This window comes from Enterobacter sp. KBR-315C3_2022, from assembly GCF_041399425.1.
Taxonomy (GTDB): Bacteria; Pseudomonadota; Gammaproteobacteria; order Enterobacterales; family Enterobacteriaceae; genus Enterobacter.
In genome coordinates this window covers 308630-332434 of sequence record NZ_JBGKEB010000002.1, presented here as the reverse complement: position 1 = coordinate 332434, position 23805 = coordinate 308630, and the positions used below count along the sequence as shown (strand labels likewise).

21 protein-coding genes and 1 tRNA gene are annotated in these 23805 nt (G+C 58.4%); 12 read left to right on the top strand and 10 right to left on the bottom strand.

What is annotated here, in order from left to right; translation table 11 throughout:
* Positions 1-48: 48 nt before the first annotated feature.
* From AB8804_RS04320 to yejF, 4 genes are read left to right on the top strand one after another with little or no spacing between them, the layout of a single operon-like run.
* Entirely contained in the window at positions 49-1854 is a 1806-nt protein-coding gene (locus AB8804_RS04320; RefSeq protein WP_371183426.1) for an extracellular solute-binding protein, read from the top strand.
* 9 nt (positions 1855-1863) lie between these two features.
* Positions 1864-2958, top strand: a complete 1095-nt coding sequence (locus tag AB8804_RS04315) for a microcin C ABC transporter permease YejB (RefSeq protein ID WP_371183424.1) — start codon at positions 1864-1866, stop codon at positions 2956-2958.
* Positions 2958-3983, top strand: a complete 1026-nt coding sequence (locus tag AB8804_RS04310; RefSeq protein WP_371183423.1) for an ABC transporter permease — start codon at positions 2958-2960, stop codon at positions 3981-3983. The genes AB8804_RS04315 and AB8804_RS04310 overlap by 1 nt, the downstream gene beginning before the upstream one ends.
* Before the next feature lies 1 nt (position 3984).
* Positions 3985-5574, top strand: a complete 1590-nt coding sequence (gene yejF / locus AB8804_RS04305) for a microcin C ABC transporter ATP-binding protein YejF (protein WP_371183421.1) — start codon at positions 3985-3987, stop codon at positions 5572-5574.
* A gap of 3 nt (positions 5575-5577) precedes the next feature.
* Here the strand turns inward: yejF and AB8804_RS04300 are convergent, their stop codons facing one another.
* The 3 genes from AB8804_RS04300 to rsuA form a co-directional block, all read right to left on the bottom strand.
* The gene (locus tag AB8804_RS04300) at positions 5578-5922 is read right to left on the bottom strand and encodes a YejG family protein (protein WP_371183419.1); all 345 of its coding nucleotides are present in this window, start codon (positions 5920-5922) and stop codon (positions 5578-5580) included.
* Positions 5923-6253: 331 nt separating this feature from the next.
* Positions 6254-7450 carry a Bcr/CflA family multidrug efflux MFS transporter gene (locus tag AB8804_RS04295; protein WP_371183417.1) on the bottom strand — a complete coding sequence of 399 codons (1197 nt, stop codon included), beginning with the start codon at positions 7448-7450 and terminating at the stop codon, positions 6254-6256.
* A gap of 15 nt (positions 7451-7465) precedes the next feature.
* Positions 7466-8173, bottom strand: a complete 708-nt coding sequence (gene rsuA, locus AB8804_RS04290; RefSeq protein WP_371183415.1) for a 16S rRNA pseudouridine(516) synthase RsuA — start codon at positions 8171-8173, stop codon at positions 7466-7468.
* 151 nt (positions 8174-8324) lie between these two features.
* Here rsuA and AB8804_RS04285 point away from each other — a divergent pair, with 151 nt between their 5' ends.
* Both AB8804_RS04285 and rplY read left to right on the top strand, forming a co-directional pair.
* Positions 8325-10085, top strand: coding sequence for a DEAD/DEAH box helicase (locus AB8804_RS04285; protein ID WP_371183413.1), 1761 nt, complete (start codon positions 8325-8327; stop codon positions 10083-10085).
* Positions 10086-10210: 125 nt separating this feature from the next.
* Positions 10211-10495 carry a 50S ribosomal protein L25 gene (rplY, locus tag AB8804_RS04280; protein WP_112012580.1) on the top strand — a complete coding sequence of 95 codons (285 nt, stop codon included), beginning with the start codon at positions 10211-10213 and terminating at the stop codon, positions 10493-10495.
* A 51-nt stretch (positions 10496-10546) separates the two neighbouring features.
* Here the strand turns inward: rplY and yejK are convergent, their stop codons facing one another.
* Positions 10547-11554: a nucleoid-associated protein YejK gene (gene yejK / locus AB8804_RS04275; RefSeq protein WP_371183411.1), complete on the bottom strand. Its 1008-nt coding sequence runs from the start codon at positions 11552-11554 to the stop codon at positions 10547-10549.
* A gap of 135 nt (positions 11555-11689) precedes the next feature.
* Here yejK and AB8804_RS04270 point away from each other — a divergent pair, with 135 nt between their 5' ends.
* From AB8804_RS04270 to AB8804_RS04245, 6 genes are all read left to right on the top strand, one after another.
* Positions 11690-11917 (top strand): YejL family protein, encoded by a 228-nt coding sequence (locus AB8804_RS04270; protein ID WP_112012582.1) that lies wholly within the window; start codon positions 11690-11692, stop codon positions 11915-11917.
* Between the two features lie 19 nt (positions 11918-11936).
* Positions 11937-13697: an LPS biosynthesis-modulating metalloenzyme YejM gene (gene yejM, locus AB8804_RS04265; RefSeq protein ID WP_371183409.1), complete on the top strand. Its 1761-nt coding sequence runs from the start codon at positions 11937-11939 to the stop codon at positions 13695-13697.
* A 72-nt stretch (positions 13698-13769) separates the two neighbouring features.
* Positions 13770-13846, top strand: a tRNA-Pro gene (locus tag AB8804_RS04260).
* Between the two features lie 463 nt (positions 13847-14309).
* A complete protein-coding gene (locus tag AB8804_RS04255; RefSeq protein ID WP_371183407.1) occupies positions 14310-14822 on the top strand; it encodes a DUF2778 domain-containing protein in 513 nt (170 codons plus the stop codon).
* Positions 14803-15084, top strand: a complete 282-nt coding sequence (locus AB8804_RS04250; protein ID WP_371183405.1) for a hypothetical protein — start codon at positions 14803-14805, stop codon at positions 15082-15084. The genes AB8804_RS04255 and AB8804_RS04250 overlap by 20 nt, the downstream gene beginning before the upstream one ends.
* A gap of 1 nt (position 15085) precedes the next feature.
* Positions 15086-15586: an Hcp family type VI secretion system effector gene (locus AB8804_RS04245; RefSeq protein WP_371183403.1), complete on the top strand. Its 501-nt coding sequence runs from the start codon at positions 15086-15088 to the stop codon at positions 15584-15586.
* 66 nt (positions 15587-15652) lie between these two features.
* Here the strand turns inward: AB8804_RS04245 and AB8804_RS04240 are convergent, their stop codons facing one another.
* The 6 genes from AB8804_RS04240 to tssF form a co-directional block, all read right to left on the bottom strand.
* Complete coding sequence (locus tag AB8804_RS04240; protein ID WP_371183401.1) at positions 15653-16174, bottom strand: toxin-antitoxin system YwqK family antitoxin; 522 nt, start codon at positions 16172-16174, stop codon at positions 15653-15655.
* Entirely contained in the window at positions 16174-18138 is a 1965-nt protein-coding gene (locus tag AB8804_RS04235) for a type VI secretion system Vgr family protein (protein WP_371183399.1), read from the bottom strand. The genes AB8804_RS04240 and AB8804_RS04235 overlap by 1 nt, the downstream gene beginning before the upstream one ends.
* A gap of 73 nt (positions 18139-18211) precedes the next feature.
* Positions 18212-18667, bottom strand: coding sequence for a hypothetical protein (locus AB8804_RS04230; protein ID WP_371183397.1), 456 nt, complete (start codon positions 18665-18667; stop codon positions 18212-18214).
* Between the two features lie 4 nt (positions 18668-18671).
* Positions 18672-21185: a type VI secretion system ATPase TssH gene (tssH, locus tag AB8804_RS04225; RefSeq protein ID WP_371183395.1), complete on the bottom strand. Its 2514-nt coding sequence runs from the start codon at positions 21183-21185 to the stop codon at positions 18672-18674.
* Positions 21176-22108 carry a type VI secretion system baseplate subunit TssG gene (gene tssG, locus AB8804_RS04220; protein ID WP_371183393.1) on the bottom strand — a complete coding sequence of 311 codons (933 nt, stop codon included), beginning with the start codon at positions 22106-22108 and terminating at the stop codon, positions 21176-21178. Before tssG ends, tssH begins: the two co-directional genes overlap by 10 nt.
* On the bottom strand, positions 22072-23793 hold the full coding sequence (gene tssF, locus AB8804_RS04215; protein WP_371183391.1) for a type VI secretion system baseplate subunit TssF: 1722 nt from the start codon (positions 23791-23793) through the stop codon (positions 22072-22074). Before tssF ends, tssG begins: the two co-directional genes overlap by 37 nt.
* Between the last annotated feature and the right edge of the window lie 12 nt (positions 23794-23805).

Genomic DNA, 23805 nt, shown 5'->3' with positions numbered 1-23805 from the left:
TCTCACTTATTATTCGCACAGCAGAATAAAAGCAGGAATCGCCGGGAGATGTTTATGCGCATCGTGTTAATGCTGTTGACGTTACTATGCCTGCCCGCACTGGCCCAGGACATAAAGGAAAACACCGCGTTCGCCGTTATCGGCGAGCCGAAGTATGCCATTAACTTCACCCACTTCGATTACGCTAACCCCGCGGCCCCGAAGGGCGGAAACGTCACGCTCGCGGCCATCGGCACGTTTGACAATTTCAACCGCTACGCCCTGCGCGGCGTGGCGGCGGCGCGCACCGAATCGCTTTACGACACCCTTTTTGTCACGTCCGACGATGAGCCCGGCAGCTACTATCCCCTGATCGCCGAGAACGTGCGCTATGCGTCCAACTTCGCCTGGGCCGAGGTGTCGATAAATCCGCGCGCGCGCTTTCACGACGGGACGCCCGTCCAGGCCAGCGACGTGGCGTTCACCTTCCACAAGTTCATGACCGAAGGCGTGCCCCAGTTCCGCCTGGTTTATAAAGGCACCACGATGAAAGCCATTGCGCCGCTGACCGTGCGCATTGAGCTTGGCGAGCCGAACAAGGAGAACATGCTGAGCCTGTTCTCGTTGCCCGTCATGCCGGAAGCGTTCTGGAAAAACCACAAGCTAAGCGATCCCCTCTCTACCCCGCCGCTGGCGGGCGGGCCGTACCGCATAACGGCCTGGCGCATGGGCCAGTACGTGACCTATTCCCGGGTCAAGGACTATTGGGCGGCGGACCTGCCGGTGAACCGGGGCCGCTGGAACTTTGACACCCTGCGCTACGACTATTACCTCGACGATAACGTGGCGTTCGAAGCCTTTAAGGCTGGCGCGTTCGACCTGCGCGTAGAGAACGACGCCAAAAACTGGGCCACCCGCTATATCGGCAAAAACTTCGCGAACCATTTGATCATCAAGGACGAGCATAAAAACGAATCGGCGCAGAACACCCGCTGGCTGGCGTTTAATATTCAGCGCCCGGTGTTTGCCGACCGCCGCGTGCGGGAAGCCATCACCCTGGCGTTTGATTTCGAATGGATGAACAAAGCCCTGTTCTACGGTGCCTACAGCCGCGCGAACAGCTATTTCCAGAACACGGAATACGCGGCGCGCGACTACCCCAACGCTGACGAGCTAGTGCTGCTCGCGCCGATGAAGGCGGAACTGCCGCCGGAGGTCTTTACCAGCATATTTGAACCGCCGGTGTCCGACGGCAAGGGGTTCGACCGCAGCAACCTGCTCAAAGCCAGCGGCCTGCTGGACGACGCGGGCTGGGTGCTGAAAAATCAAAAGCGGGTCAACGCCAAAACGGGCGCGCCGCTCAGCTTTGAGCTGCTGCTCTCTTCCGGAGCCAATAACCAGTGGGTGCTGCCGTTCCAGCAGAACCTTAGCCGCCTCGGCATTACCCTGAACATTCGCCAGGTTGATAACGCGCAAATCACCAACCGGATGCGCAGCCGCGATTACGATATGATGCCGAGCCTGTGGTCCGCGCAGCCGTGGCCAAGCTCGGACCTGCAGATTTCGTGGGCGTCCAGCTACATTAACTCCAGCTATAACGCCCCCGGCGTAAAAAGCCCGGTGATCGACGCCCTGATAGCTAAAATCGTGGCGGCGGAGGGCGATAAGGCGAAGCTGCTCCCGCTTGGCCGCGCGCTTGACCGGGTGCTGACGTGGAATTACTACATGCTCCCCATGTGGTACATGGGCGAAGATCGCATTGCGCGATGGGATAAATTCTCGCAGCCCGCGGTGCGCCCCATCTATTCACTGGGTTTTGAAACCTGGTGGTATGACGTCAACAAAGCTGCCAGGCTGCCCCCCGAGCGGCGCTAAGGAAAACCCATGGGTGCATATCTGATACGCCGTCTGCTGCTGATTATCCCGACGCTGTGGGCCATTATCACCATCAACTTTTTTATCGTGCAAATCGCCCCGGGTGGCCCGGTCGATCAGGCCATTGCGGCGATTGAGTTCGGCCACGCCAGCGGCATGCCGGGCGGCGGCGGTGAAAGCATGGGCGCAAGCCACGCCAGAACCGGCGTGGGCAACATCAGCGACAGCCACTACCGCGGCGGGCGCGGGCTCGATCCCGAGGTGATCGCCGAGATCACCCACCGCTACGGCTTTGATAAGCCGCTCCACGAGCGCTATTTCAAGATGCTGTGGGATTACGTGCGCTTTGATTTTGGCGATAGCCTGTTCCGCAGCGCCTCGGTGCTGACGCTGATCAAGCAGAGCCTGCCGGTGTCCGTCACGCTGGGGCTGTGGGGCACGCTGATCATCTACCTGGTGTCGATTCCGCTGGGCATCCGCAAGGCGGTTCACAACGGCAGCCGTTTTGATATCTGGAGCAGCACGTTCATTATCATCGGCTACGCCATTCCGGCGTTTCTGTTTGCGGTGCTGCTGATCGTCTTTTTCGCCGGCGGCAGCTATTTCGATATTTTCCCGCTGCGGGGATTGGTTTCAGCCGATTTCAGCACCCTGCCGTGGTACAAAAAAATCACCGACTACTTCTGGCACATCACCCTACCGGTGCTGGCAACGGTGATCGGCGGCTTTGCGGCCCTGACCATGCTCACCAAGAACGCCTTTCTGGATGAGATCCGCAAGCAGTACGTGGTGACCGCCCGGGCCAAAGGCGTAAGCGAAAAGCAGATCATGTGGAAGCACGTGTTTCGCAACGCCATGCTGCTGGTCATCGCCGGCTTTCCCGCCACCTTTATCAGCATGTTTTTCACCGGCTCGCTGCTTATCGAGGTGATGTTCTCCCTCAACGGACTCGGACTGCTGGGCTATGAGGCCACCGTATCGCGGGATTATCCGGTGATGTTTGGCACACTCTATATTTTCACCCTGATTGGCCTGCTGCTGAATATCATCAGCGATATCAGCTATACGCTGGTCGATCCCCGAATCGACTTTGAGGGACGCTGATGCCGCGTTTAAGCTCCGTCAATCAGGCCCGCTGGGCGCGCTTTCGCCACAACCGCCGCGGCTATTGGTCCCTGTGGATCTTTGCCGTTCTGTTTGTCTTAAGCATGTGCGCAGAGCTGATTGCCAACGACAAGCCTCTGCTGGTGCACTTTAACGACCGCTGGTACATGCCCGTGCTGATGAACTACAGCGAAAGCGACTTCGGCGGCCCGTTCGCCACCCCGGCGGTTTATCAGGATCCGTGGCTACGTGACCAGATTGACCAGTACGGCTGGGCGCTCTGGGCGCCGATTCGCTTTGGCGCGAACAGCATTAACTACGCGACAACCGCCCCCTTCCCCTCCCCGCCCTCGACGCAAAACTGGCTGGGGACGGACGCCAACGGCGGCGACGTGCTGGCGCGCATTCTTTACGGCACGCGGATCTCGCTGCTCTTCGGCATCATGCTGACGCTCTTTTCCAGCGTGATGGGCGTGGTGGCGGGCGCGATTCAGGGCTACTACGGCGGGAAGATCGATCTGTGGGGCCAGCGCTTCATTGAGGTTTGGTCCGGCATGCCGACGCTGTTTTTAATCATTCTGCTGTCGAGCGTGGTGCAGCCCGGCTTCTGGTGGCTGCTGGGGATCACCGTGATCTTCGGCTGGATGGCGCTCGTGGGCGTGGTGCGCGCGGAGTTTCTGCGCACCCGCAACTTTGACTACATCCGCGCCGCGCAGGCGCTCGGCGTCAGCGACCGCGGGATCATCTTCCGCCACATGCTGCCGAACGCGGTGGTGGCGACGCTCACCTTCCTGCCCTTCATTTTGTGCAGCTCCATCACCACGCTCACCTCGCTGGACTTCCTCGGCTTCGGCCTGCCGCTGGGTTCCCCCTCGCTCGGCGAACTGCTGCTGCAGGGCAAAAACAACCTGCAGGCGCCCTGGCTCGGCATCACCGCCTTCCTCTCCGTGGCGGTGCTGCTTTCACTGTTGATTTTTATTGGCGAAGCCGTCCGCGATGCCTTCGATCCCAACAAGGCGGTATAAGATGACGCAGCCTCTTCTGAGTATTGAAAATCTGTCGATTGCGTTTTCGAAGCAGGGCGAGACGCGCACGGTGGTGAGTGATTTATCGCTGCACATCCAGCGCGGCGAAACGCTGGCGCTGGTGGGGGAATCCGGTTCCGGCAAGAGCGTCTCGGCGCTCTCGATATTACGCCTGCTCCCCTCCCCGCCGGTGAGCTATCCGCAGGGCGATATCCTGTTTCACGGCAGCTCGCTTCTGCACGCCAGTGAGCAGACCCTGCGCGGAATACGCGGCAACAGGATTGCGATGATCTTCCAGGAGCCGATGGTCTCGCTCAACCCGCTGCACACGCTGGAAAAGCAGCTCTACGAAGTGCTGTCGCTCCACCGGGGCATGCGCAAAGAGGCGGCCAGAGGCGAAATCCTGGACTGCCTGGAGCGCACCGGCATTCGCCATGCGGCTAAGCGCCTGTCGGATTTCCCGCATCAGCTTTCCGGCGGCGAGCGCCAGCGCGTGATGATCGCCATGGCCCTGCTCACGCGCCCCGAGCTGCTGATCGCCGATGAGCCAACAACCGCACTGGACGTCACCGTGCAGGCGCAAATCCTGCAGCTTCTGCGCGAGCTGCGCGACGAGCTGGACATGAGCCTGCTGTTTATCACCCACAACCTCAGCATCGTCAGAAAGCTGGCCGACAGCGTGGCGGTGATGCAGAACGGGCGCTGCGTTGAGAAAAATGCGGCCTCCGCACTGCTGGCGGCCCCTCAGCATCCCTATACCCAAAGGCTGCTCGACAGCGAGCCCGCGGGCGATCCGGTTCCCCTGCCCGCGAACGGCGCGCCGCTGCTGAAGGTTGACGGGCTGTCGGTTTCGTTTCCGGTCCGTAAAGGGATCCTGCGCCGCGTGGTCGATCGCAATACCGTGCTTAGCAATATCAGCTTCACGCTGCGCCCCGGGGAGTCGCTCGGGCTGGTTGGGGAATCCGGTTCGGGGAAAAGCACCACGGGGCTTGCGCTGCTGCGCCTGATCGCCTCGCAGGGGCAGATTGTGTTTGACGGCATGGCGCTGCACGACCGGAATCGCCGACAGATGCTGCCCGTTCGCCCCCGCATGCAGGTGGTGTTTCAGGATCCTAACTCCTCGCTCAATCCGCGGCTCAGCGTATTGCAAATCGTCGAAGAGGGATTGCGCGTCCACCAGCCCGGCCTGTCGGCGCGCCAGCGGGAAGATGAGGTAATACGGGTCATGGCGGAGGTGGGCCTTGAGCCGGAGATGCGCCATCGCTACCCGGCCGAGTTCTCTGGCGGACAACGTCAGCGCATCGCCATCGCCCGCGCGCTGATCCTCAAACCCGAGCTGATCGTGCTTGATGAGCCCACGTCGTCGCTGGACAGAACCGTACAGGCGCAAATTCTGGCGCTGCTTAAAGGATTACAGGAAAAACACCGGCTGGCGTATATCTTTATCAGCCACGATTTGCAGGTTGTCCGCGCGCTGTGCCATCAGGTGATTGTGTTGCGACAGGGAGAAGTGGTCGAGCAGGGAGAGTGCCAGCGCGTCTTTGCTGCGCCAGCGCAGAGCTACACGCGGCAGCTGTTATCGGCTGACTAGCACTCAGAAGGGGTATTGACCGGAGAAAGGCTCCGCAATCGCCACGCCGAAGTTTTTCAGGCGGCAGGTGGCGGCAAATTCGTCCTGGCTTTTCACAAACAGGCACGGCTCGCCTTCGCACTCCAGCACGGAGCTATCCACTTCGATATCGGTCAGCGCCTGGCTGAGGCGCTCCATGACCGGCCACGCCTCTCCGTCGTTCGGGCTCAGCAGCTTCAGCGCAACCAGGCAATTCTCACCGCCCGCTCCGCTTTGCGGAATCGGTTCAACCTTCGAGCCTGCAAAACCCGCCGACCAGCGATAGCTCTGGGGCAAGCGATGGACAATGGAGAGTTGTAATGTATTCACGTTCGTTCCCCGGAAGCAAAATTACTTCACAATTTATTTACATTTATAGTAACACATCACGGCTAACCTGCCCTGTTTTTGCGCGGTTAACGCGCTAAGCCGCATCATGCGGGCTATTGCGCCTTATTTATCAGGGCTTTTTTAGATGAGTGACAGGTTCGCGTCGGCGCTATATGTACCCGTTTCTGCGATCTAACTCAACCTTTTTAACTACAGTGATGTGACTTTTTACATAAATATATTTTACATAAAAGAAACAAACAAGGGGTAAACGAACGCCATTTTGGTTGATATGCGTCAACAAAAAGGCCCTTTTCGGGCCTTTGCGCGCCTAGCGTGCCGTTTTGCGGGGCCGGCTGGCGTAGAGGTAGAACAGAATGGAGCAGGTTGCGCACAGCGCGATGGCCCACAGCATTGGCCAGGCTGTGCTGAACGTGGCAAGCGACAGCAGCGCCCCCACCACGGCACCGATGCCGAAGCGGAACGTCCCCGCCAGCGACGAGGCGGTGCCCGCCATGTGCGGGAACTCGTCGAGGATCACCGCCATGCCGTTGGACGAGACCATCGACACGCAGCCCACAAACGCGGCAACGCCGACCACCAGCGCCCAGAAGCCGACGCCGAGGAACGCCGTCACCACCAGCCAAATCGCCATCACAAACTGGATCCACAGCCCGGCGCGGAACATATTGAGCGCCCCGACCCGCCGTACGAACCGGCTGTTAATGATGGTCATGACGAACAGAAACACGATGTTCAGGGCAAAGTAGTAGCCGAAGTGCTGCGGCGAGACGTGGTTCAGCTCGATGTAGACAAACGGCCCGGCGCTGAGGAACGAGAACATCCCAGCAAAGCTGAAGCCGCTGGCCAGCATGTAGCTCAGCACGCGCTTGTGGCGAAACAGCGAGGCGAAGTTGCCAAGCGTGGTGCGAATGTGGAATTTCTGGCGACGCTCAGCGGGCAGCGTTTCATCAATAAAGAAGAAGATCATCGCCGACGCCAGCAGCGCCGCCACGGCCAGGATCCAGAAGATGACGTGCCAGCTAAACCACACCAGCACCGCGCCCCCCGCCATCGGCGCAATAAGCGGCGCGATGGTGGTCACCAGCATGACGAACGACATCATGCGGGAGAACTCTTCCTTCGGGTAGACGTCGCGCATCAGGGCATTGATCACCACGCTCGCCGCCGCGGCCGCCAGGCCGTGCAAGAAGCGCATAAAGATGAGCTGGTCAATGGTCTGCGCCAGCGCACACGCCACGGCCGCGGCCGCGAAAATCAGCGTCCCGCCGAGGATCACCGGCTTGCGCCCGAGGCTGTCCGCCATCGGGCCATACAGAAGCTGGCCGATGGCAAAACCGAGAATATAGGTGCTGAGCGTCATCTGCGCGCTGCCCGCCGGTACGCCAAACTGCGCGGAAATCACCGGCAGCGCGGGCAGATACATATCGATAGACAGCGGCATCAGCATGGCCAGCAGGCCAAGAATAAAGACGATTTTAAACGACGAGTGTGGCCTGGTGGTCACAGGGTTCTCCTGAAATTAGCGCGAAGGCAGGCCGACGCTGGCGATCTCTTCCGCCGTTAACGGACGGTATTCGCCGGGAGCCAGCTCCGGGTCAAGCGCGATCGCGCCGATACGCTCACGGTGCAGGCCGACAACGTGGTTGCCTACCGCGGCAAACATGCGTTTGACCTGGTGGTAACGCCCTTCGCTGATGGTGAGACGGACCTCGGTTGGGGTGATCACTTCCAGCACCGCCGGTTTGGTCAGATCTTTTTCATTATGCAGCTGAACGCCTTTGGTAAATTGTTCTGCCGTGTCATCGGCAACCGGCGATTCCAGGGTCACCAGATAGGTTTTCTCGCAATGGTGGCGCGGAGAGGTAATGCGGTGCGACCACTGACCGTCGTCGGTCATCAGCACCAGGCCGGTGGTGTCGATATCCAGACGCCCCGCGGCGTGCAGCTTGTGCGCCACCGGCTCGTCGAGGAAATAGAGCACCGTCGGGTGATCCGGGTCGTCCGTTGAGCAGACGTAGCCTTCCGGCTTGTTGAGCATGAAATAGCGCGGGCCATGCTGCTGGGTCAGCGGGTTACCGTCGTACTCGACCTGGTGTTCAGGCTGGAGTTTGAACGCGGTATCTTTCACAATCTCGCCATCCACGGTAACGCGGGTGGCGCGGATTTCACGCCCGGCAATAGCGCGGCTTACGCCAAGCTGCTGAGCGATAAATTTATCAAGTCGCATGAAATCTAATTAGCCTTTAGGGTGCTGGAAGTCGGACAACGCGTCCGAAAAAGAAGCAGTCAAGAACGGATCAGTATAATGGTCTGGTTGCGCCACTCAAGGGAAAAAGTTTCGTGGCATACTATGTGTGAGTTAATCAATCTGAGAGCCCATGACTTTTACACTTCGTCCCTACCAGCAGGAAGCCGTCGACGCGACCCTCGCCTGGTTTCGCAAACACCAAAAGCCTGCCGCTATCGTGCTGCCGACCGGGGCAGGAAAAAGTCTGGTCATCGCCGAGCTGGCCCGCCTGGCGCGCGGGCGCGTGCTGGTGCTCGCCCACGTTAAAGAGCTGGTGGCGCAGAACCACGCCAAGTATTGCGCCCTCGGGCTTGAGGCCGATATTTTCGCCGCCGGACTAAAACGCAAGGAGAGCCACGGAAAAGTGGTGTTTGGCAGCGTGCAGTCGGTCGCCCGCAACCTGAATCAGTTTCGCAGCGAGTTTTCGCTGCTGATCGTCGATGAATGCCACCGCATCAGCGATGACGACGACAGCCAGTATCAGCAGATCCTCAATCATCTGAAAGAGGTGAATCCTCACTTACGCCTGCTCGGCCTGACGGCGACGCCGTTCCGCCTGGGCAAAGGCTGGATCTACCGCTTCCACTATCACGGCATGGTTCGCGGTGACGAAAAGGCGCTGTTCAGCGACTGCATCTACGAGCTGCCGCTACGCTACATGATTAAGCACGGCTATCTGACGCCGCCTGAACGCCTGGATATGCCGGTGGTACAGTATGACTTCAGCCGCCTGCAGGCGCAGAGCAACGGCCTGTTCAGCGAGGCTGACCTGAACCTTGAGCTGAAAAAGCAGAAGCGCATTACGCCGCACATCATTAGCCAGATTGAGGAGTTTGCGCAGACGCGCAAAGGGGTGATGATCTTTGCCGCCACGGTTGAGCACGCCCGGGAAATCACCGGGCTGCTGCCAGCGGACGACGCGGCGCTGATCACTGGTGAAACGCCCGGCCCCGAGCGCGACAGGCTGATTGAGGCGTTTAAAGCGCAGCAGTTCCGCTACCTGGTCAACGTTTCGGTATTAACCACCGGCTTTGACGCTCCGCACGTCGATCTGATCGCCATTTTGCGCCCCACCGAATCCGTCAGCCTTTATCAGCAAATTGTCGGACGCGGCCTGCGCCTTGCGCCCGGAAAGACCGACTGCCTGATTCTGGACTATGCGGGAAACCCGCACGATCTCTACTCTCCCGAGGTCGGGACGCCGAAAGGCAAAAGCGACAACGTGCCGGTACAAGTGTTTTGCCCTGCCTGCGGCTTTGCCAACACCTTCTGGGGCAAAACCACCGCCGACGGCACGCTGATCGAGCATTTTGGCCGCCGCTGCCAGGGCTGGTTTGAGGACGACGACGGGCACCGCGAGCAGTGCGATTTTCGCTTCCGCTTCAAAAACTGCCCCCAGTGCAACGCCGAAAATGATATTGCCGCCCGCCGCTGCCGGGAGTGCGACGCGGTGCTGGTCGATCCCGACGATATGCTCAAGGCGGCGCTGAAGCTGAAGGACGCGCTGGTGCTGCGCTGCTCGGGCATGGCGCTCCAGCCCGGCGCGGATGAAAAAGGCGAGTGGCTTAAGATCACCTACTACGACGAGGACGGCGCGGACGTTAGCGAGCGCTTCAGGGTCCATACTCCGGCCCAGCGCACGGCGTTTGAGCAGCTATTTATGCGTCCGCACACCCGCACGCCCGGCGTGCCCCTGCGCTGGATAACGGTGGCGGATATCGTTCACCAGCAGGCGCTGCTGCGCCATCCGGACTTCGTTGTTGCCCGCAGGAAAGGCCAGTTCTGGCAGGTACGCGAGAAGGTCTTTGACTATGAAGGCCGCTTTCGTCGGGCAAATGAATTACGCGGCTAGCGGGACTTTTCATTGATGTGAGGGGCAATTGAGTATAAAATGCCGCCCGCTTCACATCCGTGAGGCAGAACACTCACCTGCTGCTGGGTCGCCTGTAGTAGGGTTTTAAATACAGAGAGAAATCAATGTTCACTATCGAAGCAGAAGTACGTAACGTGCAGGGTAAGGGTGCGAGCCGCCGCCTGCGTAACGCTAACAAGTTCCCGGCTATCGTTTACGGTGGCGAAGCTGCTCCAGTTGCAATCGAACTGGATCACGACAAAGTGTGGAACATGCAGACTAAGCCTGAGTTCTACGGCGAAGTTTTGACCATCGTTGTTGGCGGTAAAGAAGAAAAAGTGAAGGTTCAGGCCGTTCAGCGTCACGCGTTCAAGCCAAAACTGACTCACATCGACTTCGTTCGCGCGTAATCGCAAACCGGTCGTAAAAAACCCCGCTTCGGCGGGGTTTTTTTATGCCTGCTATTTACCGCCGGTCGTGCGGCGCTGCAGCTGATCGCGCAGGTTCGGCGGCGTGCCTTTGATCGTCAGCGTATCGGTGGCCGGGTCCCAGAAGATGCGCTCGCCCAGCAGCATGGCGTCGAAGTTGACCGTCAGGCCCCCGCCGCTGCCGGCAAATTTCGTGAGCTGACGCAGCGTGCTGCGGTCCGCCGGGAAGCTCTCTTCCAGCTCGTAGCCTTTCTCCGCGGTAAACGCCTGGAAGCTGACCTCGCTGACGCCCGCCAGCTCTTTTGACAGCGACTCCAGCTCGATCTCCTCGCCCGCCTGAAGCTGCTCGCTGCAGTAGCTGTAAACCTGCTGACGCACGGTCTGGCGCTCGGATTTATCCAGCTGCGCTTCAGCGGTGAAATCATCCACCGCCTGCAGCAGCCCTTTATTCTGCGCCTTGGCGTTGAGGCCCTCGCTGGCACCGAGGAAGTCCATAAAGAAATCGGCCACTTTGCGGCCCACGCGGCCTTTGAGGAACGTCAGGTAGCGGGTGGATTCCGGGTTGGTTTCCCATTCGGTCAGGTCGATGCGCGCCACGATATCGGCGTGGTTGATATCCAGATAGTGCGTCGAGCTGATGTCCAGCTGCTCGTTCACGCGCATGCTGCTCAGGTTGTTGAGCACCGTCACCAGCAGATATTCCACGGCCAGATAGCGATAGTGGCAAAACAGCACGATGCCGCCGTCGGCAAACGGGTATTTCGCCAGCTCGTCGCGCAGGCGGCCGGTGGCGGCGCGGCTGAAGGCCAGGAAATCTTCCTCGCCCTGACGCTGCAGGCGCAGGCTGTCGGCCAGCTCGCTCTCGTCGTTGAACAGGCCGTAGGCTTTATTTTTCGCGCTGTAGACGCGGTGTAGCTCCGCCATCATCTCCACAACGGTAGGCGTTGGTTCCAGTAATGAATCGCGCAGCACCACTTCAAGGGTTTGCTCATCACGCTTGATAAGCTGGTGCAAGGCAATCTGGTTGATTTCCAGACTCATGATAAACTCTCCTTTTAGACCGGGCGGTATTCAACCACCACCAACGCATGTGTGCAACAGAAGATAAAAAAGGGGGAAAAAAAGCTGTTGCTACGGTAATATGTTGCCCTTTCATCAACAAACTGATTTTGAGTTATGCCACAACATTCCCGCTACAGTGACGAACACGTAGAACAGCTGCTTAGTGAGCTGGTCAACGTGCTGGAAAAACATAAAACGCCGACCGATCTTTCCCTGATGGTGTTGGGAAACATGGTCACCAACCTGATCAATACCAGCGTTGCTCCGGCTCAGCGTCAGGCGATCGCCAAATCTTTCGCCCAGGCTTTGCAGTCATCCGTGAGCGACGACAAGGCCCACTAAGGGAAACGAACTACAGTTTATGGTGACGAACCGTCAGCGCTACCGCGAAAAAGTCTCCCAGATGGTCAGCTGGGGGCACTGGTTTGCCCTGTTCAACATGCTGCTGGCCATGGTGCTCGGCAGCCGCTATCTGTTTGTGGCAGACTGGCCTACCACGCTCATCGGGCGTATTTACTCCTGGATCAGCGTCGTTGGGCATTTTAGCTTTCTGGTTTTCGCCACCTATCTGCTGATCCTGTTCCCGCTGACGTTTATCGTCATGTCACAGCGTCTGATGCGGTTCTTATCCGCTATCCTCGCCACCGCGGGGATGACGCTGCTGCTTATCGACAGCGAAGTCTTTACCCGTTTTCACCTGCATCTTAATCCCATCGTCTGGGAACTGGTGATTAACCCCGACCAGAACGAAACCGCACGCGACTGGCAGCTGATGTTTATCAGCGTGCCGGTGATCCTGCTAATTGAGATGCTGTTCGCGACGTGGAGCTGGCAAAAACTCCGCAGCCTGACCCGACGCCGCCACTACGCGAAGCCCGTCGCGGCGCTCTTTTTTGTCTCCTTTATCAGTTCGCACATTATGTACATCTGGGCCGATGCGAACTTCTACCGCCCGGTGACGATGCAGCGCGCTAATCTGCCGCTGTCGTACCCGATGACCGCCCGTCGCTTCCTTGAAAAACACGGCCTGCTGGATGCGCAGGAGTATCAGCGCCGCCTGGTCGAGCAGGGCAACCCGGAGGCGGTCAGCGTGCAGTATCCGCTGAGCGACCTGCGCTACCGCGACATGGGCCGCGGGCAGAACGTTCTGCTGATCACCGTCGATGGCCTGAACTATTCGCGCTTTGAGAAGCAGATGCCAGCCCTGGCTGAATTTGCGGATAAAAATATCGCCTTCACGCAGCACATGAGCTCGGGCAACTCCACGGACGCGGGCATTTTTGGCCTGTTCTACGGGATCTCGCCAGGTTACATGGACGGGGTGCTCTCCGCGCGCATCCCTGCGGCGCTGATTACCGGGCTGAACCAGCAGGGCTACCAGCTGGGGCTGTTCTCATCAGACGGCTTTAACAGTTCGCTCTACCGTCAGGCGCTGCTGTCCGACTTCTCGCTGCCTGCGGCGCAAAGCCAGTCGGACGACCGAACCGCGAATCAGTGGATAAACTGGCTGCAGAACTACGCGCAGGAAGATAACCGCTGGTTCTCATGGGTGGCCTTTAACGGCACCACCCTGGACGACAGCAATCAGAAAGGCTTTGCGCGCCGATATGCGCGCGCGGCGGGCGATGTCGATGCGCAGATTGGTCGCGTGCTGAATGCCCTGCGCGACGCCGGCAAGCTGGAGAATACCGTCGTCATTATTACCGCGGGCCACGGCGTACCGCTGGGTGATGAGAAGAACGACATGGAGTGGTCGCGGCCAAACCTTCACGTTCCGCTCGTCGTTCACTGGCCGGGCACGCCGGCGCAGCGCATCAACATGCTCACCGAGCACAAAGACGTGATGACCACGCTGATGCAGCGCCTGCTGCACGTCAGCACCCCGGCAAATGAATACTCTCAGGGGCAAGACCTGTTTAGCGCAACGCGTCGCCACAACTGGGTGACGGCAGCGGGCAACAACACGCTGGTCGTGAATACGCCGAAGCTGACGCTGGTGCTGAACGGCAACGGAAAATACCAGACCTATAATCTGCAGGGCGAGAAGCTGAAGGATCAAAAACCACAGCTTAGCCTGCTGCTGCAGGTGCTGACGGATGAGAAGCGCTTTATCGCTAACTGATTAATTGTAAACCAGTTAGCGTTCGCTTCCCCTTGCATTCAGCGGGGAATCGAGTACTATCTTTTTATGCGTCGGCACGTAGCGCAGCCTGGTAGCGCACCGTCATGGGGTGTCGGGGGTCGGAGGTTCAAATCCTCTCGTGCCGACCAACTTTTCATATAAAGGACAACAGTTTACGTTGTCCTTTTTCGTATCTGCGATACGCAGACTCTTCGCAAAATGTTTCACAATTTACTCTTTAAATCTCACCGTTTACTGCTAATTATCTTTGGCGGATCCCAACCATTTTTTATCTGATGCCAAATTTACATTCTGCTTATCGAGCAAAAATGTTGTGGCTTTGATATTTAATTTATCAAGTGTAACTTTCCGTTCAGCGCTATGCACATCAACTAAAGCTTTGGATTGCTGTAATTGCTTTGGCACCGCGCAGCTGCAAAGAAGCAGTGTAAACGCCTATGCGAAGAATATTTTATACATTATATTTTGCCTCGCCGTTAATTATTATTACTGCCTAAGCTTTGAGAGCTTAATATTGTTTTTTGAATTTACGGATTGCTGGCACAAGAGTATGTTGCAAACCTACGTAACAGGCTTCAGGAAGGGACTTGTATGTTGCAAGGACGGCTTATACTCAATGACGCAGACTATTCACCCTTTACTCTCGATGGAGTAGGTGTCTTCATGGCATTCTCTGGGAACGGTATTTATCGTAACCACGGTGGATGCAGTGTAATTCCAGACAATGGTCCAATTCCACCTGGGAGGTATTGGGTAGTTGAAAGAGGCCAGGGTGGTCCACTAAGCAGAGCTAACGCTTTTGTTAGAGATAGCATAAATAAGACTTTCTATGATGCAGAATTTAAGCATTCGGAATGGTTTGCACTCTACAGGGATGATTGGGGAATTGACGATGGTACATGGGTCAATGATGTTCATAGAGGTTTATTCAGACTTCACCCTGGAAGGGTTTCAAAAGGATGCATCACCATTGTTCATAATTCAGATTATGCTCTGATACGAAATGCTCTTTTACGAGAGAAGCCTGAGCCAGTCCCATGTATGCGTTCACTAACTGCGAGAGGTCTTATTGAGGTGGCAACTTATGGCACAACATGCCCTTAAAAAGTGGTTGTTGCGATTACTGAAATTTATTCTCTTCATTACATTATTTGTATTAATCGGTAAAACGTTAGGTAACCCTTACAAATGGGTTCCAGAGTCTTTAGCCGATAAAGTGTCTAACCTCCTGTATGGTTATGGCAATGTTGGAGGCGAAGAGATAGACAATGCCTATTTCTACATAGATATAATTACCGTTTTTATACTAACCACCGCAATTTATATTTTGACAGTAAAGTTGATTAATTTTACAAGGAGTAAATGACATGCCTATACCTCCATATCTGTGGCTTAAAGACGATGGTGGCGCTGATATTAAAGGATCTGTTGATGTTACGGACCGGGAAGGTTCGATAGAGATTGTTGGACTGAGCCATGGGATTAATCTGCCCGTAGATACAGCTAATGGCAAAATAACCGGGACTCGAACTCACTCATCTTTCAGATTTGAAAAGGAAGTAGATAATTCAACCCCGTATCTTTATAAAGCAGCTGCTACAGGACAGAACCTGAAGAGTGCTGAGGTACGCTTCTACCATATCAATGACGCAGGACAGGAAGTTTGTTACTACATTGTCCTCATGGAGAATGTCAAAATCACAGGCGTTAACTGTGGCGTTGCGAACTGCAAACTTCCGGGCAATGATAAATTGAATCACATGGAATCCGTCTCCTTGCAGTATGAGAAAATCACATGGCACGTCGTAGATGGGAACATCAAGTTTTCAGATTCATGGAAAGAAAGAAACGCTGAAACGAAGATGTGAGTGCAGTGGGCAGTAAGCCCCTTCATTTATGCTGAGAGAAAATCATTTTTTTTCAGCCCCATGCCGCTACAGCCGCTCTGTCCATTTGCTTATCCGCGACTGCGGTTTGCCGCTGGCGTCAATGGCGCGCCCGTCCGGCAGCCAGCGCTCCGCGTCTCCTTTCATCATCCCCTTTTCATAAACCTGACGCGCTGCCCGCGCGCCGTCCGGGTAGAACTGCTCGCTGACCGCGTGCCGCAATCCATGCTGCCACTGCTCGTGCATCTGTAACTGCCCGGAAGGGTAAAAGCTGCGGCATTCACCGTGCAGCTGGCCGTCGAGCCAGTTTTCTTCGCGGAGCAACGCGCCTTCGCTTGAAAAGTAGCGGGCCACACCGTTTCGCCTGCCGTCGCGATACGCCTGCTGCACGGCAAGCTGACCGTGAGGATGCCAGCACTCCATCACGCCGTTTAGTAAGCCCTGCTGATAGCGCAGCACCGACAGCAGGCGACCGTGTTCTTCGATGCGCATTTCGCCGTTAAGCAGACCGTCCGAGAGCTCCGCCTGAAGCCGGGTGCTCTCCTGCTGATGTTCCAGCACCTCGCGCATCAGTTGATCTTCACCATCCCGCCCTTGATGGTCAGCATCCCGCCGCCGTCCACGGTTTGGGTGGCGCTGGCCTTGCTGGTGAGCGTGGCTTTCGCTTCGTGGGTTATGGTTGCGGCTTTTTGCGTCAGCGAGGCTTTCGCTTCGCTGGCGATGTTCGCGCCGTTAAGCTTAAGGTCGCTGGTCGCACTGGCGTTCAGCGCTGCCCCGCTCTTCACGTTCAGGGTTTTGCCGCTTTCCAGCGTTAGCGTGCCGCTAACCTTGATGGTCAGATTGCCGTCGACGTTGAGCGTATAATCCCCCTTCACCTTGTGCGTCTCGTCGCCGCCTACTGAGTATTCCTGATCGCCCTTCACCGTCACGCTGCGTTTGTCTTTCACCTCCAGCGTGTCGCTGCCCTTCTCGATTTTCACCGTGCGGTTGCCCTTTTTCAGGGTGACGGTTTCGTTGCCCTCTTCAACGGTACGCGTGCGATCGTTTTTGACGCTGTGGATCTCGTCGTGGCTAATCGTCTTTTTACTGTCGTTCAACACCGTAAGCTGGAAATCTTTCTGCGCCTGCATCGCCAGCAGCTCAGCGTCTTTTTTGTCGTCGAAGCGCAGCTCGTTAAAGCCTTTTTCGCTTTTGGTTTTAATGCCGGACTGGGTCTGATTCGCCGGAAGCGCGTACGGCAGGGCATTCGCACCGTTGTACACGCAGCCGGTAATGAGCGGTTTATCCGGGTCGCCGTCGATAAAGCTCACCACCACCTCCTGGCCGATGCGCGGGATAAACTGCGCGCCAAAGCCGTTGCCGCTCCAGGCGGTGGCGACCCGCAGCCAACAGGAGCTGGTTTCGTCGTTTTTCCCCTCTCTGTCCCACGGGAACTGCGCCTTCACCCGCCCGAGCATATCGGTCCAGACCTCTTCGCCGCTTTTGCCGACGACCGCCGCCGTTTGGGTGTGCATAAACGGTTTTGGCGTGCTGCTCTGCGGGCGATACGGCGTGGCTTTCGGGATGGCGGTAAAACGGTTGCGATAGCGCTTTCCGTCGTACTCGTGGCTGACCGCGACGATCAGCCAGTCAATATTTAATGCTTTGTCATCGTGATCGGTCAAAGTAAACCAGTGCCCGGCGGCCAGCGCCGCGCAGTCGCTTTCGCCAACCAGCCGTTTCGCCTGCGCCTTCAGGGCGTTAACTTTCCACGCCGCCAGCGCGTCGCCCTGCGCTTTTTCACTGAATCCGCCGGGATGTGGAGAGTGCATTCCGCCTTTCTTCTCACCCGCCTGGGCAAACAGCGCCGCTTTTGGCTGCTCGTAGTTAAAGTCGCTGCTCTGGAAACCCTGCGAAGTCGCCTGCAAACGCAGCTCCACTGAGCGGATCGCGCCGGTTTCCCGCTCGCCGCTCTGTGCCGCCTGATACGCCACCTTTTTCTCGCCCGTTATCGGCGGGAAGGCGCTGTTGTCATCCGCCAGCACCAGCGTGTGCTTGCCTGCTGCGTGGGTAAAGAACCAGAAAATTCCCTCCTGTTCCAGCAGCCGCGAGACAAAATTAAAATCGCTTTCGTTGTATTGCAGGCAGTATTCGCGCTTTTCTGATTTGGTTTTGAGTTTGAACTGATAGTCGGTAAATCCGGCGTCCTTAAACACCTTCTCGACGATCTCCTGCGCGCTGAGGTTCTGAAACACGCGGTTGTTGCTGGAAAGCGTCAACCACCACAGCCACGGGCGCAGCACAAACTGGTAGCGATCGGCATTGCCGGTCGCCGGAAGCTGGTGCGCCTCGGCAATCAGCCCGTCGTAGTCGGCGTTGTTGATGGTGGCGGTTAGATGGGTCGCCAGCACAGCATCGAGCGTTAACGGCGCGGAGGTGGTTGCCGCGACGGTGGCGGTGGTCAGGCCGTTAAGCGCCGATTCGGTTTGCGCGGTGGTGGCGGTAAGACCGGTCAGGGCTGGGGCGGTGAGTTTTAATACCTTAAAATCAGCCATAAGTTTCTCATTTCTCAATATTTACCAGATAACAATGAATATAATTAATAGGTGAAATGCTTAATCCTATCATCTATTCTTTCCATCTCCATTCATTAACATTCTTAAGAAAGCCTTTTGTTTCTTCAAAACTGGCACCAACTTTTGTTTCATAACAATATTTTCCAAGAGGGCTGCAATCAGCATGGCAATATACTATAACCTTAGTCCCTACTTTAATTCCGGCCCTCCGCATCAATATGGGAACCTGATATGCACACCCGCTATATTCAGATAAGCAAGGGAATAATTTGCAATCGATAACTATATATGCTTTGTCTGATAAAGAAGTTCTCAGTCTTCTTTGCTCCCAAAATAATTGATCAGGATGCTTACCTTTTTTACGTTCTAAACCAGCCCCATCACACTCTTCTGCTATTTTTATCGCGACTTGATCATTTATCCAATGCGCTATATATGCCATTTTTTCATTGTATGAATTCACATTCCCAAAAATAACCATATTTTTATCTCTAACCACTATTGACATAAGATTACCTCTGATTATTTTCCATCACTTCCCCAACCACCAGATTATCAACATCTCTGGCCCCTACTCCCTTACATTTCTCCATTACTCTTTTCACTAAATCACCTTCAATATTTAACCTCTCTCCCGTCGCCACTAAATACCGCTGTGCTAATTTCTCCAGTTTAGCCAGCACAATCCCTTTTAATATTTCCTCATCCAAAGCCCGATACGCCACCGTAGTCATCCGCGCTAAAAACGCCGGGCGGAAATTTTTTAATAACTCCTCGCGCAATGCCTCGTTAAACCGCTCGCTGTTTAATTCAGCCGTAGGCGTGTCGAGAATCAGCTCCGCGCCGACGTTGCTGGTCGCCAGCATCACCGTATTTTTGAAATCGACAATCAGCCCGGTGCCGTCCTCCATTACGCCTTTGTCAAACACGTTATAAAACGCCTCCAGCACGTCCGGGTGCGCTTTTTCGATTTCGTCGAGCAGCACCACGGAATAGGGCCGACGGCGCACTGCTTCGGTTAACGCTCCACCGCTGCCGTAGCCAACGTAGCCCGGCGGCGCGCCTTTAAGCTGGCTGACGGTGTGCGCTTCCTGATATTCGGAAAGATTAATGGTGATCAGATTGCGTTCGCCGCCGTAGAGGGCATCGGCCAGCGCATACGCGGTTTCGGTTTTACCGACGCCGGTTGGCCCCACCAGCAGGAACACGCCGACCGGCTTTTGCGGATCGGTCAGGCCGCTGCGATAGGCGCGCAGGCGTTGGGCGATGGTCTCCAGCGCCGCCTGCTGCCCCATCACCCGCTCGCTCATCCGTTCGACCAGCGTGCGCAGGGCGTGGGCTTCGTCGGTGAGCATCTGCCCGAGCGGAATGCCCGTCCAGCCGCCGATCACCGCCGCGACGGTCGCAGGATCCACGCAGTCCGGCACCAGCGGTACTTCGTCGCGCAATTGCGCGGCGGCGGTTTCCAGCTTGCCGATCAGCGCCGCGCACTCCACCAGCTCCTGCTCAAGCTCGTCGTCGTCGTCCAGCCGCTCGCTAAGATCCAGCATCCGCTGGCGCGCCGCCAGCAGTTCGCCGACGCGCTGACGCTCGTCCTGCCAGCGGCCTTCCACTTCCCGCGCCTGAAGCTGGAGTTTCTCCGCCTGCGCTTCCAGTTCGCACAGCCTGTCGTGATGATCGACGCCCACCAGCAGTTCACGATTCAGACGCTCGCTCTCTTCTTCTATCGCTGCCTGCTGCTGACGAATTTCCTCCAGCGCAGGCGGCACGTCATGCTGCGCCAGCGCCACCCGCGCGCAGGCGGTGTCGAGCACGCTAATAGCTTTGTCCGGCAGCTGACGCCCGGAGATATAGCGCTGCGAAAGGCGCACCGCCTCGCGGATCGCGGTATCCAGAATTTGCACGCCGTGATGCGCCTCCAGCTTGTCGGCCACCGCCCGCAGCATGATCACGGCGCTCGCTTCGTCCGGCTCTTCAATCTGGATGCGCTGAAAACGCCGGTCCAGCGCCGGATCCTTCTCAAAATACTTTTTATATTCCTGCCAGGTGGTGGCGGCGACGGTGCGCAGTTCCCCGCGCGCCAGCGCCGGTTTCAGCAGGTTGGCGGCGTCGCTGCCGCCCTCGGCGCCGCCCGCGCCAATCAGCGTGTGGGCTTCGTCGATAAACAGAATGATTGGCTGTGAGGATTTTTTTACCGCATCGATGACGCCTTTTAGCCGCTGCTCAAACTCGCCCTTCACGCCCGCGCCCGCCTGCAGCAGGCCGAGATCGAGCGACAGCAGCGCCACGTCGCGCAGCGGCGGCGGCACGCTCCCTTCGGCAATGCGTCGCGCCAGCCCTTCGGCCACCGCGGTTTTGCCGACGCCGGGCGCGCCCACCAGAATCGGGTTGTTCTGCCTGCGGCGCAGCAGGATGTCGATGCACTGGCGAATTTCCCCGTCGCGCCCGATGATCGGGTCGATACGCCCTTCTCGCGCGTCGCGGGTCAGATCGTGGGTGTATTGCTCCAGCACCCCGCCGCTATGCGTCGGCGCATCGCCGGACGCGGCATCGCGCTGTTCTTCAACGGAACTGAGGCACCAGTTCCGCCACTGGCTTTCCAACGTTTCCGCGGAGAGCCTCAGCAGCGACGGCATTCCCTGCGCCAGCTGCGCGCGCAGCCGCTCGCGGGTGAGCAGCGTCAGCAGCAGCAGCGCCGAACGCAGCTGCGCACTGCTCTGAAAGACCGCCAGCAGGATCGCGCCTTCCAGCAGTTCGACCAGTTGGACGGAGAAGACCGGCATCCGCGTGCAGCCGGTTTTAAACTGCGCCTGCGCCCGACGGATCTCCTCGCGCAATGCGTCAGCAGCGATCGCCGCGCCGTTCAGGCAGCACGCAACGTCGCCGCGTTCCTCATCCAGCAGCGCCAGCAGCAGATGCTCGGGCTCCACAAACCAGTGTCCCTGCGCCCGGCTGCGTTCGGCGGCCTGTTCCAGCGCCCGCAGGCAGATCGGGTTAAGGCGTTGTACCAGCGCTTTTAAATCCATGTGTTGTTCTCCTGAAGCGACTGTTGGCAGCGAAACGACGCGGGCCTGCGCCCCGTCAGCTGTGCGGTAAAGCCCAGGCGCGGCGGCGCGGCGCGTCTTAAACGATTGTCCAGCGTCAGCGTGCCGTGCATCATCAGCTCAAGCGCTATCCCCGCGCCAAACCAGAGATAACCAAGCCAGGTAAGCTGAATAAACCCAGGCTCGCCGGGCAAAAATGTCCGCCACCGCGCGGCGTCTTTGGCATGCAGATGCACCCGCAGCGCCGCGTGCTGGTTCCAGACCCGCCGTCCGGCCACGCTGTTGCGCCCGAGCCGGCAGCCGGTGCGGCTCTGAGACGCCAGCGGCAAAGGCTGCCAGCGTCCGACAAACTCTTCAGGCTCCACGGTAATGCCGAGCACCTCCGCCACCAGCGCGACAAATCCCGCCGTTGAGCGCCTGCGGTTGATAAGCCCCGCGCAATGCATCAGCGCAGCCTCATGCTTTTTCATCGCCTCCACGTCGAAGCCGCACAGCGCCCGCATCACCGCCAGCCCCGGCGCGTCCTCGCGGCGAGCGTAGGGCGTCGCCAGCCGATACAAACTCAGGCTGCGGCAGTGATGCTGAATAAAGCGCTGTTCAAACAGGTGGATAAAATCCTGCGGCGCGCGGTTTTTATCCTGCGTCGCCTGCTGCAGCCACTCCAGCCAGCCGTAGGGCAGCACGCCGTCCGCGCCGCCCGGCCCCAGGCTGCGCACCTGAAGAGCGTCCTCCTCCAGCGAACTCACTTCTGCCGGACTAAACGCCAGCCCCAGATCGCCCCGCAGCTCGGGCGCTTCACCCGCCGCCTCCAGAATGCGGACGCACTGCTCCAGCGAGAAGCGCCACGGCTCGCGCCTCAGCTGCGCCATTACGCTATCAGCGCGGTTCGGTCGGCTTCTGTCCATAGCGACAGCTCCTCTCCTTCGTCCTGCAATACCGTATGCACAAAACCGTTCGCGGTGGCATTGCGCGCCAGAAAGCGGGCGATAATGCCGGCAAACAGCAGGCGGCAGCTGCCGGTAAATGCCTGCGGATCGAGCTCCAGCGTCACCCGGATACCGTTTCGCCAGCCGCGCCAGGCGTCCCGCCCGCGGTGTTCGCTCACCCGCTGACAGCGCATCCCGCAGATGCCGTTGATGTGCTGCCAGATAGCGGGTGAAGCGGCAGAAGGGGCATACAGCGCCAGCTGCTCCTTCAGCGTCTCCAGCGCCGCTTCCCCTTCCGTCAGCGACAGATGGTTGAGCGCCAGCGTTGAGAGCAGCTTCCAGCGCGCTTCCCGCCGGGAGGCCGGTGCAGAAGGCGCCGTCGGCGTGCCGAGCAGGCAAACCTGCGCCACCGGGCCGGGCTGTTCAAAGGTCAGCGCGGCTCCCGCGCAAAGCTGCGCCGCGCTGTCGCCGTTGGTACACCACAGCTTTGCCGTCAGGCTGGTTTCCTCCGCGCGTTCAAACGGATCGAACCGGCTGTCCACCAGCGTAAGCCACAGTTCGTTCCCCTGAAGGCGATTGCGCCTTACGTGCCAGAACCAGCGGGCATTGCTGTGCCCGCGCGCCGAATAGTACGGCGGGACGCGCCAGGCCTTCTCGCGGCGGCTCATCCACAGCTCCTGCAGACGATAGATCTGCACGTTGCTGTCGTGATGGTCCGCCACCAGCCGATGCTCGCTGCGGGTGTGTTCGGCCAGCAGCGGTTCAGCGGTGCGGGTGAAAAGGTTCACCACCGGCGTGCAGCCCAGGCGGATATCGCCGGGCTGAACGTGCTGCGCGGCCTGCGGCGCCCTGTCGAACGGGATGCAAAGCGTCAGCGTGTCGCCGTCGCCCGTCTCGGGGAGCGGCAGGTCGAAGTACATCAGCGCCTGCGGACAGTTCATCCACGCGCTCAGCGCCAGCGCGCTGGACTCCACGCCCGGTTCGCTGGGCAAAATCTCCCCGGCATTCATTAGCCCCACCGGCAGCGGACGACGCGGGCCCGTTGCGTGGGCGTACAGCAGGTCAAACAGCGCGGCGTTGACTTGCGGCGATCCGCAGAGATGGATCCGCAGGCGGTCTATCGCCAGCGTCGAAAACCGATGCGGCGGCAGGCAGCGCAGCGTGATGCGAAGCGCACCGCGCGCCTGCGGCAGCCCGCTCAGCTGCCGGGCCTGAGCGGCGTCGCACCAGGCAACATCGTCGATAGCCAGCGGCCACAGGGTGTGGGCAAGCGCCGTGCGCCACCAGAGGGTTTCCCCGCCGGCCTTTAGCGCGTAGAGCGGCGTCCCGGCGGGGATCGGATAGCCCTGGCTGAGATCGCCCGCCAGCGGATCGGGGGTAAAACAGGCGGTCGCGCAGGCGGGGAAAGGACGCATGGCGTGAGGAGAGAGCTGCTCCAGCAGCGATTCGCACAGCTCGCCAAAGCCGTCGTCAAGGCGCTGATGCAGCCGGGCGCTTTGCAGCGCAAAGCCTTCCAGCAGCCGCTCGACGTGGGGATCGGGGCAATCGAACTCGCTCAGCCGCAGGCGGGCCGCGACGTGCGGGTGCCGACGGGCGAACTCGCCGCTGGCGGCGCGCAGCCATTTGAGCTCCTGCATATAATCTTCAAGCAATCGATCGTCCATTGATCTTCTCCC

Bases quoted from the DNA above. Each gene is read 5' to 3' on its own strand.
- AB8804_RS04320 (WP_371183426.1), top strand. From the start codon at position 49: ATGTTTATGCGCATCGTGTTAATGCTGTTGACGTTACTATGCCTGCCC.
- AB8804_RS04315 (WP_371183424.1), top strand. From the start codon at position 1,864: ATGGGTGCATATCTGATACGCCGTCTGCTGCTGATTATCCCGACGCTG.
- AB8804_RS04310 (WP_371183423.1), top strand. From the start codon at position 2,958: ATGCCGCGTTTAAGCTCCGTCAATCAGGCCCGCTGGGCGCGCTTTCGC.
- yejF (WP_371183421.1), top strand. From the start codon at position 3,985: ATGACGCAGCCTCTTCTGAGTATTGAAAATCTGTCGATTGCGTTTTCG.
- rsuA (WP_371183415.1), bottom strand. From the start codon at position 8,173: ATGCGACTTGATAAATTTATCGCTCAGCAGCTTGGCGTAAGCCGCGCT.
- AB8804_RS04285 (WP_371183413.1), top strand. From the start codon at position 8,325: ATGACTTTTACACTTCGTCCCTACCAGCAGGAAGCCGTCGACGCGACC.
- rplY (WP_112012580.1), top strand. From the start codon at position 10,211: ATGTTCACTATCGAAGCAGAAGTACGTAACGTGCAGGGTAAGGGTGCG.
- yejK (WP_371183411.1), bottom strand. From the start codon at position 11,554: ATGAGTCTGGAAATCAACCAGATTGCCTTGCACCAGCTTATCAAGCGT.
- AB8804_RS04270 (WP_112012582.1), top strand. From the start codon at position 11,690: ATGCCACAACATTCCCGCTACAGTGACGAACACGTAGAACAGCTGCTT.
- yejM (WP_371183409.1), top strand. From the start codon at position 11,937: ATGGTGACGAACCGTCAGCGCTACCGCGAAAAAGTCTCCCAGATGGTC.
- AB8804_RS04255 (WP_371183407.1), top strand. From the start codon at position 14,310: ATGTTGCAAGGACGGCTTATACTCAATGACGCAGACTATTCACCCTTT.
- AB8804_RS04250 (WP_371183405.1), top strand. From the start codon at position 14,803: ATGGCACAACATGCCCTTAAAAAGTGGTTGTTGCGATTACTGAAATTT.
- AB8804_RS04245 (WP_371183403.1), top strand. From the start codon at position 15,086: ATGCCTATACCTCCATATCTGTGGCTTAAAGACGATGGTGGCGCTGAT.
- AB8804_RS04240 (WP_371183401.1), bottom strand. From the start codon at position 16,174: ATGCGCGAGGTGCTGGAACATCAGCAGGAGAGCACCCGGCTTCAGGCG.
- AB8804_RS04235 (WP_371183399.1), bottom strand. From the start codon at position 18,138: ATGGCTGATTTTAAGGTATTAAAACTCACCGCCCCAGCCCTGACCGGT.
- AB8804_RS04230 (WP_371183397.1), bottom strand. From the start codon at position 18,667: ATGTCAATAGTGGTTAGAGATAAAAATATGGTTATTTTTGGGAATGTG.
- tssH (WP_371183395.1), bottom strand. From the start codon at position 21,185: ATGGATTTAAAAGCGCTGGTACAACGCCTTAACCCGATCTGCCTGCGG.
- tssG (WP_371183393.1), bottom strand. From the start codon at position 22,108: ATGGACAGAAGCCGACCGAACCGCGCTGATAGCGTAATGGCGCAGCTG.
- tssF (WP_371183391.1), bottom strand. From the start codon at position 23,793: ATGGACGATCGATTGCTTGAAGATTATATGCAGGAGCTCAAATGGCTG.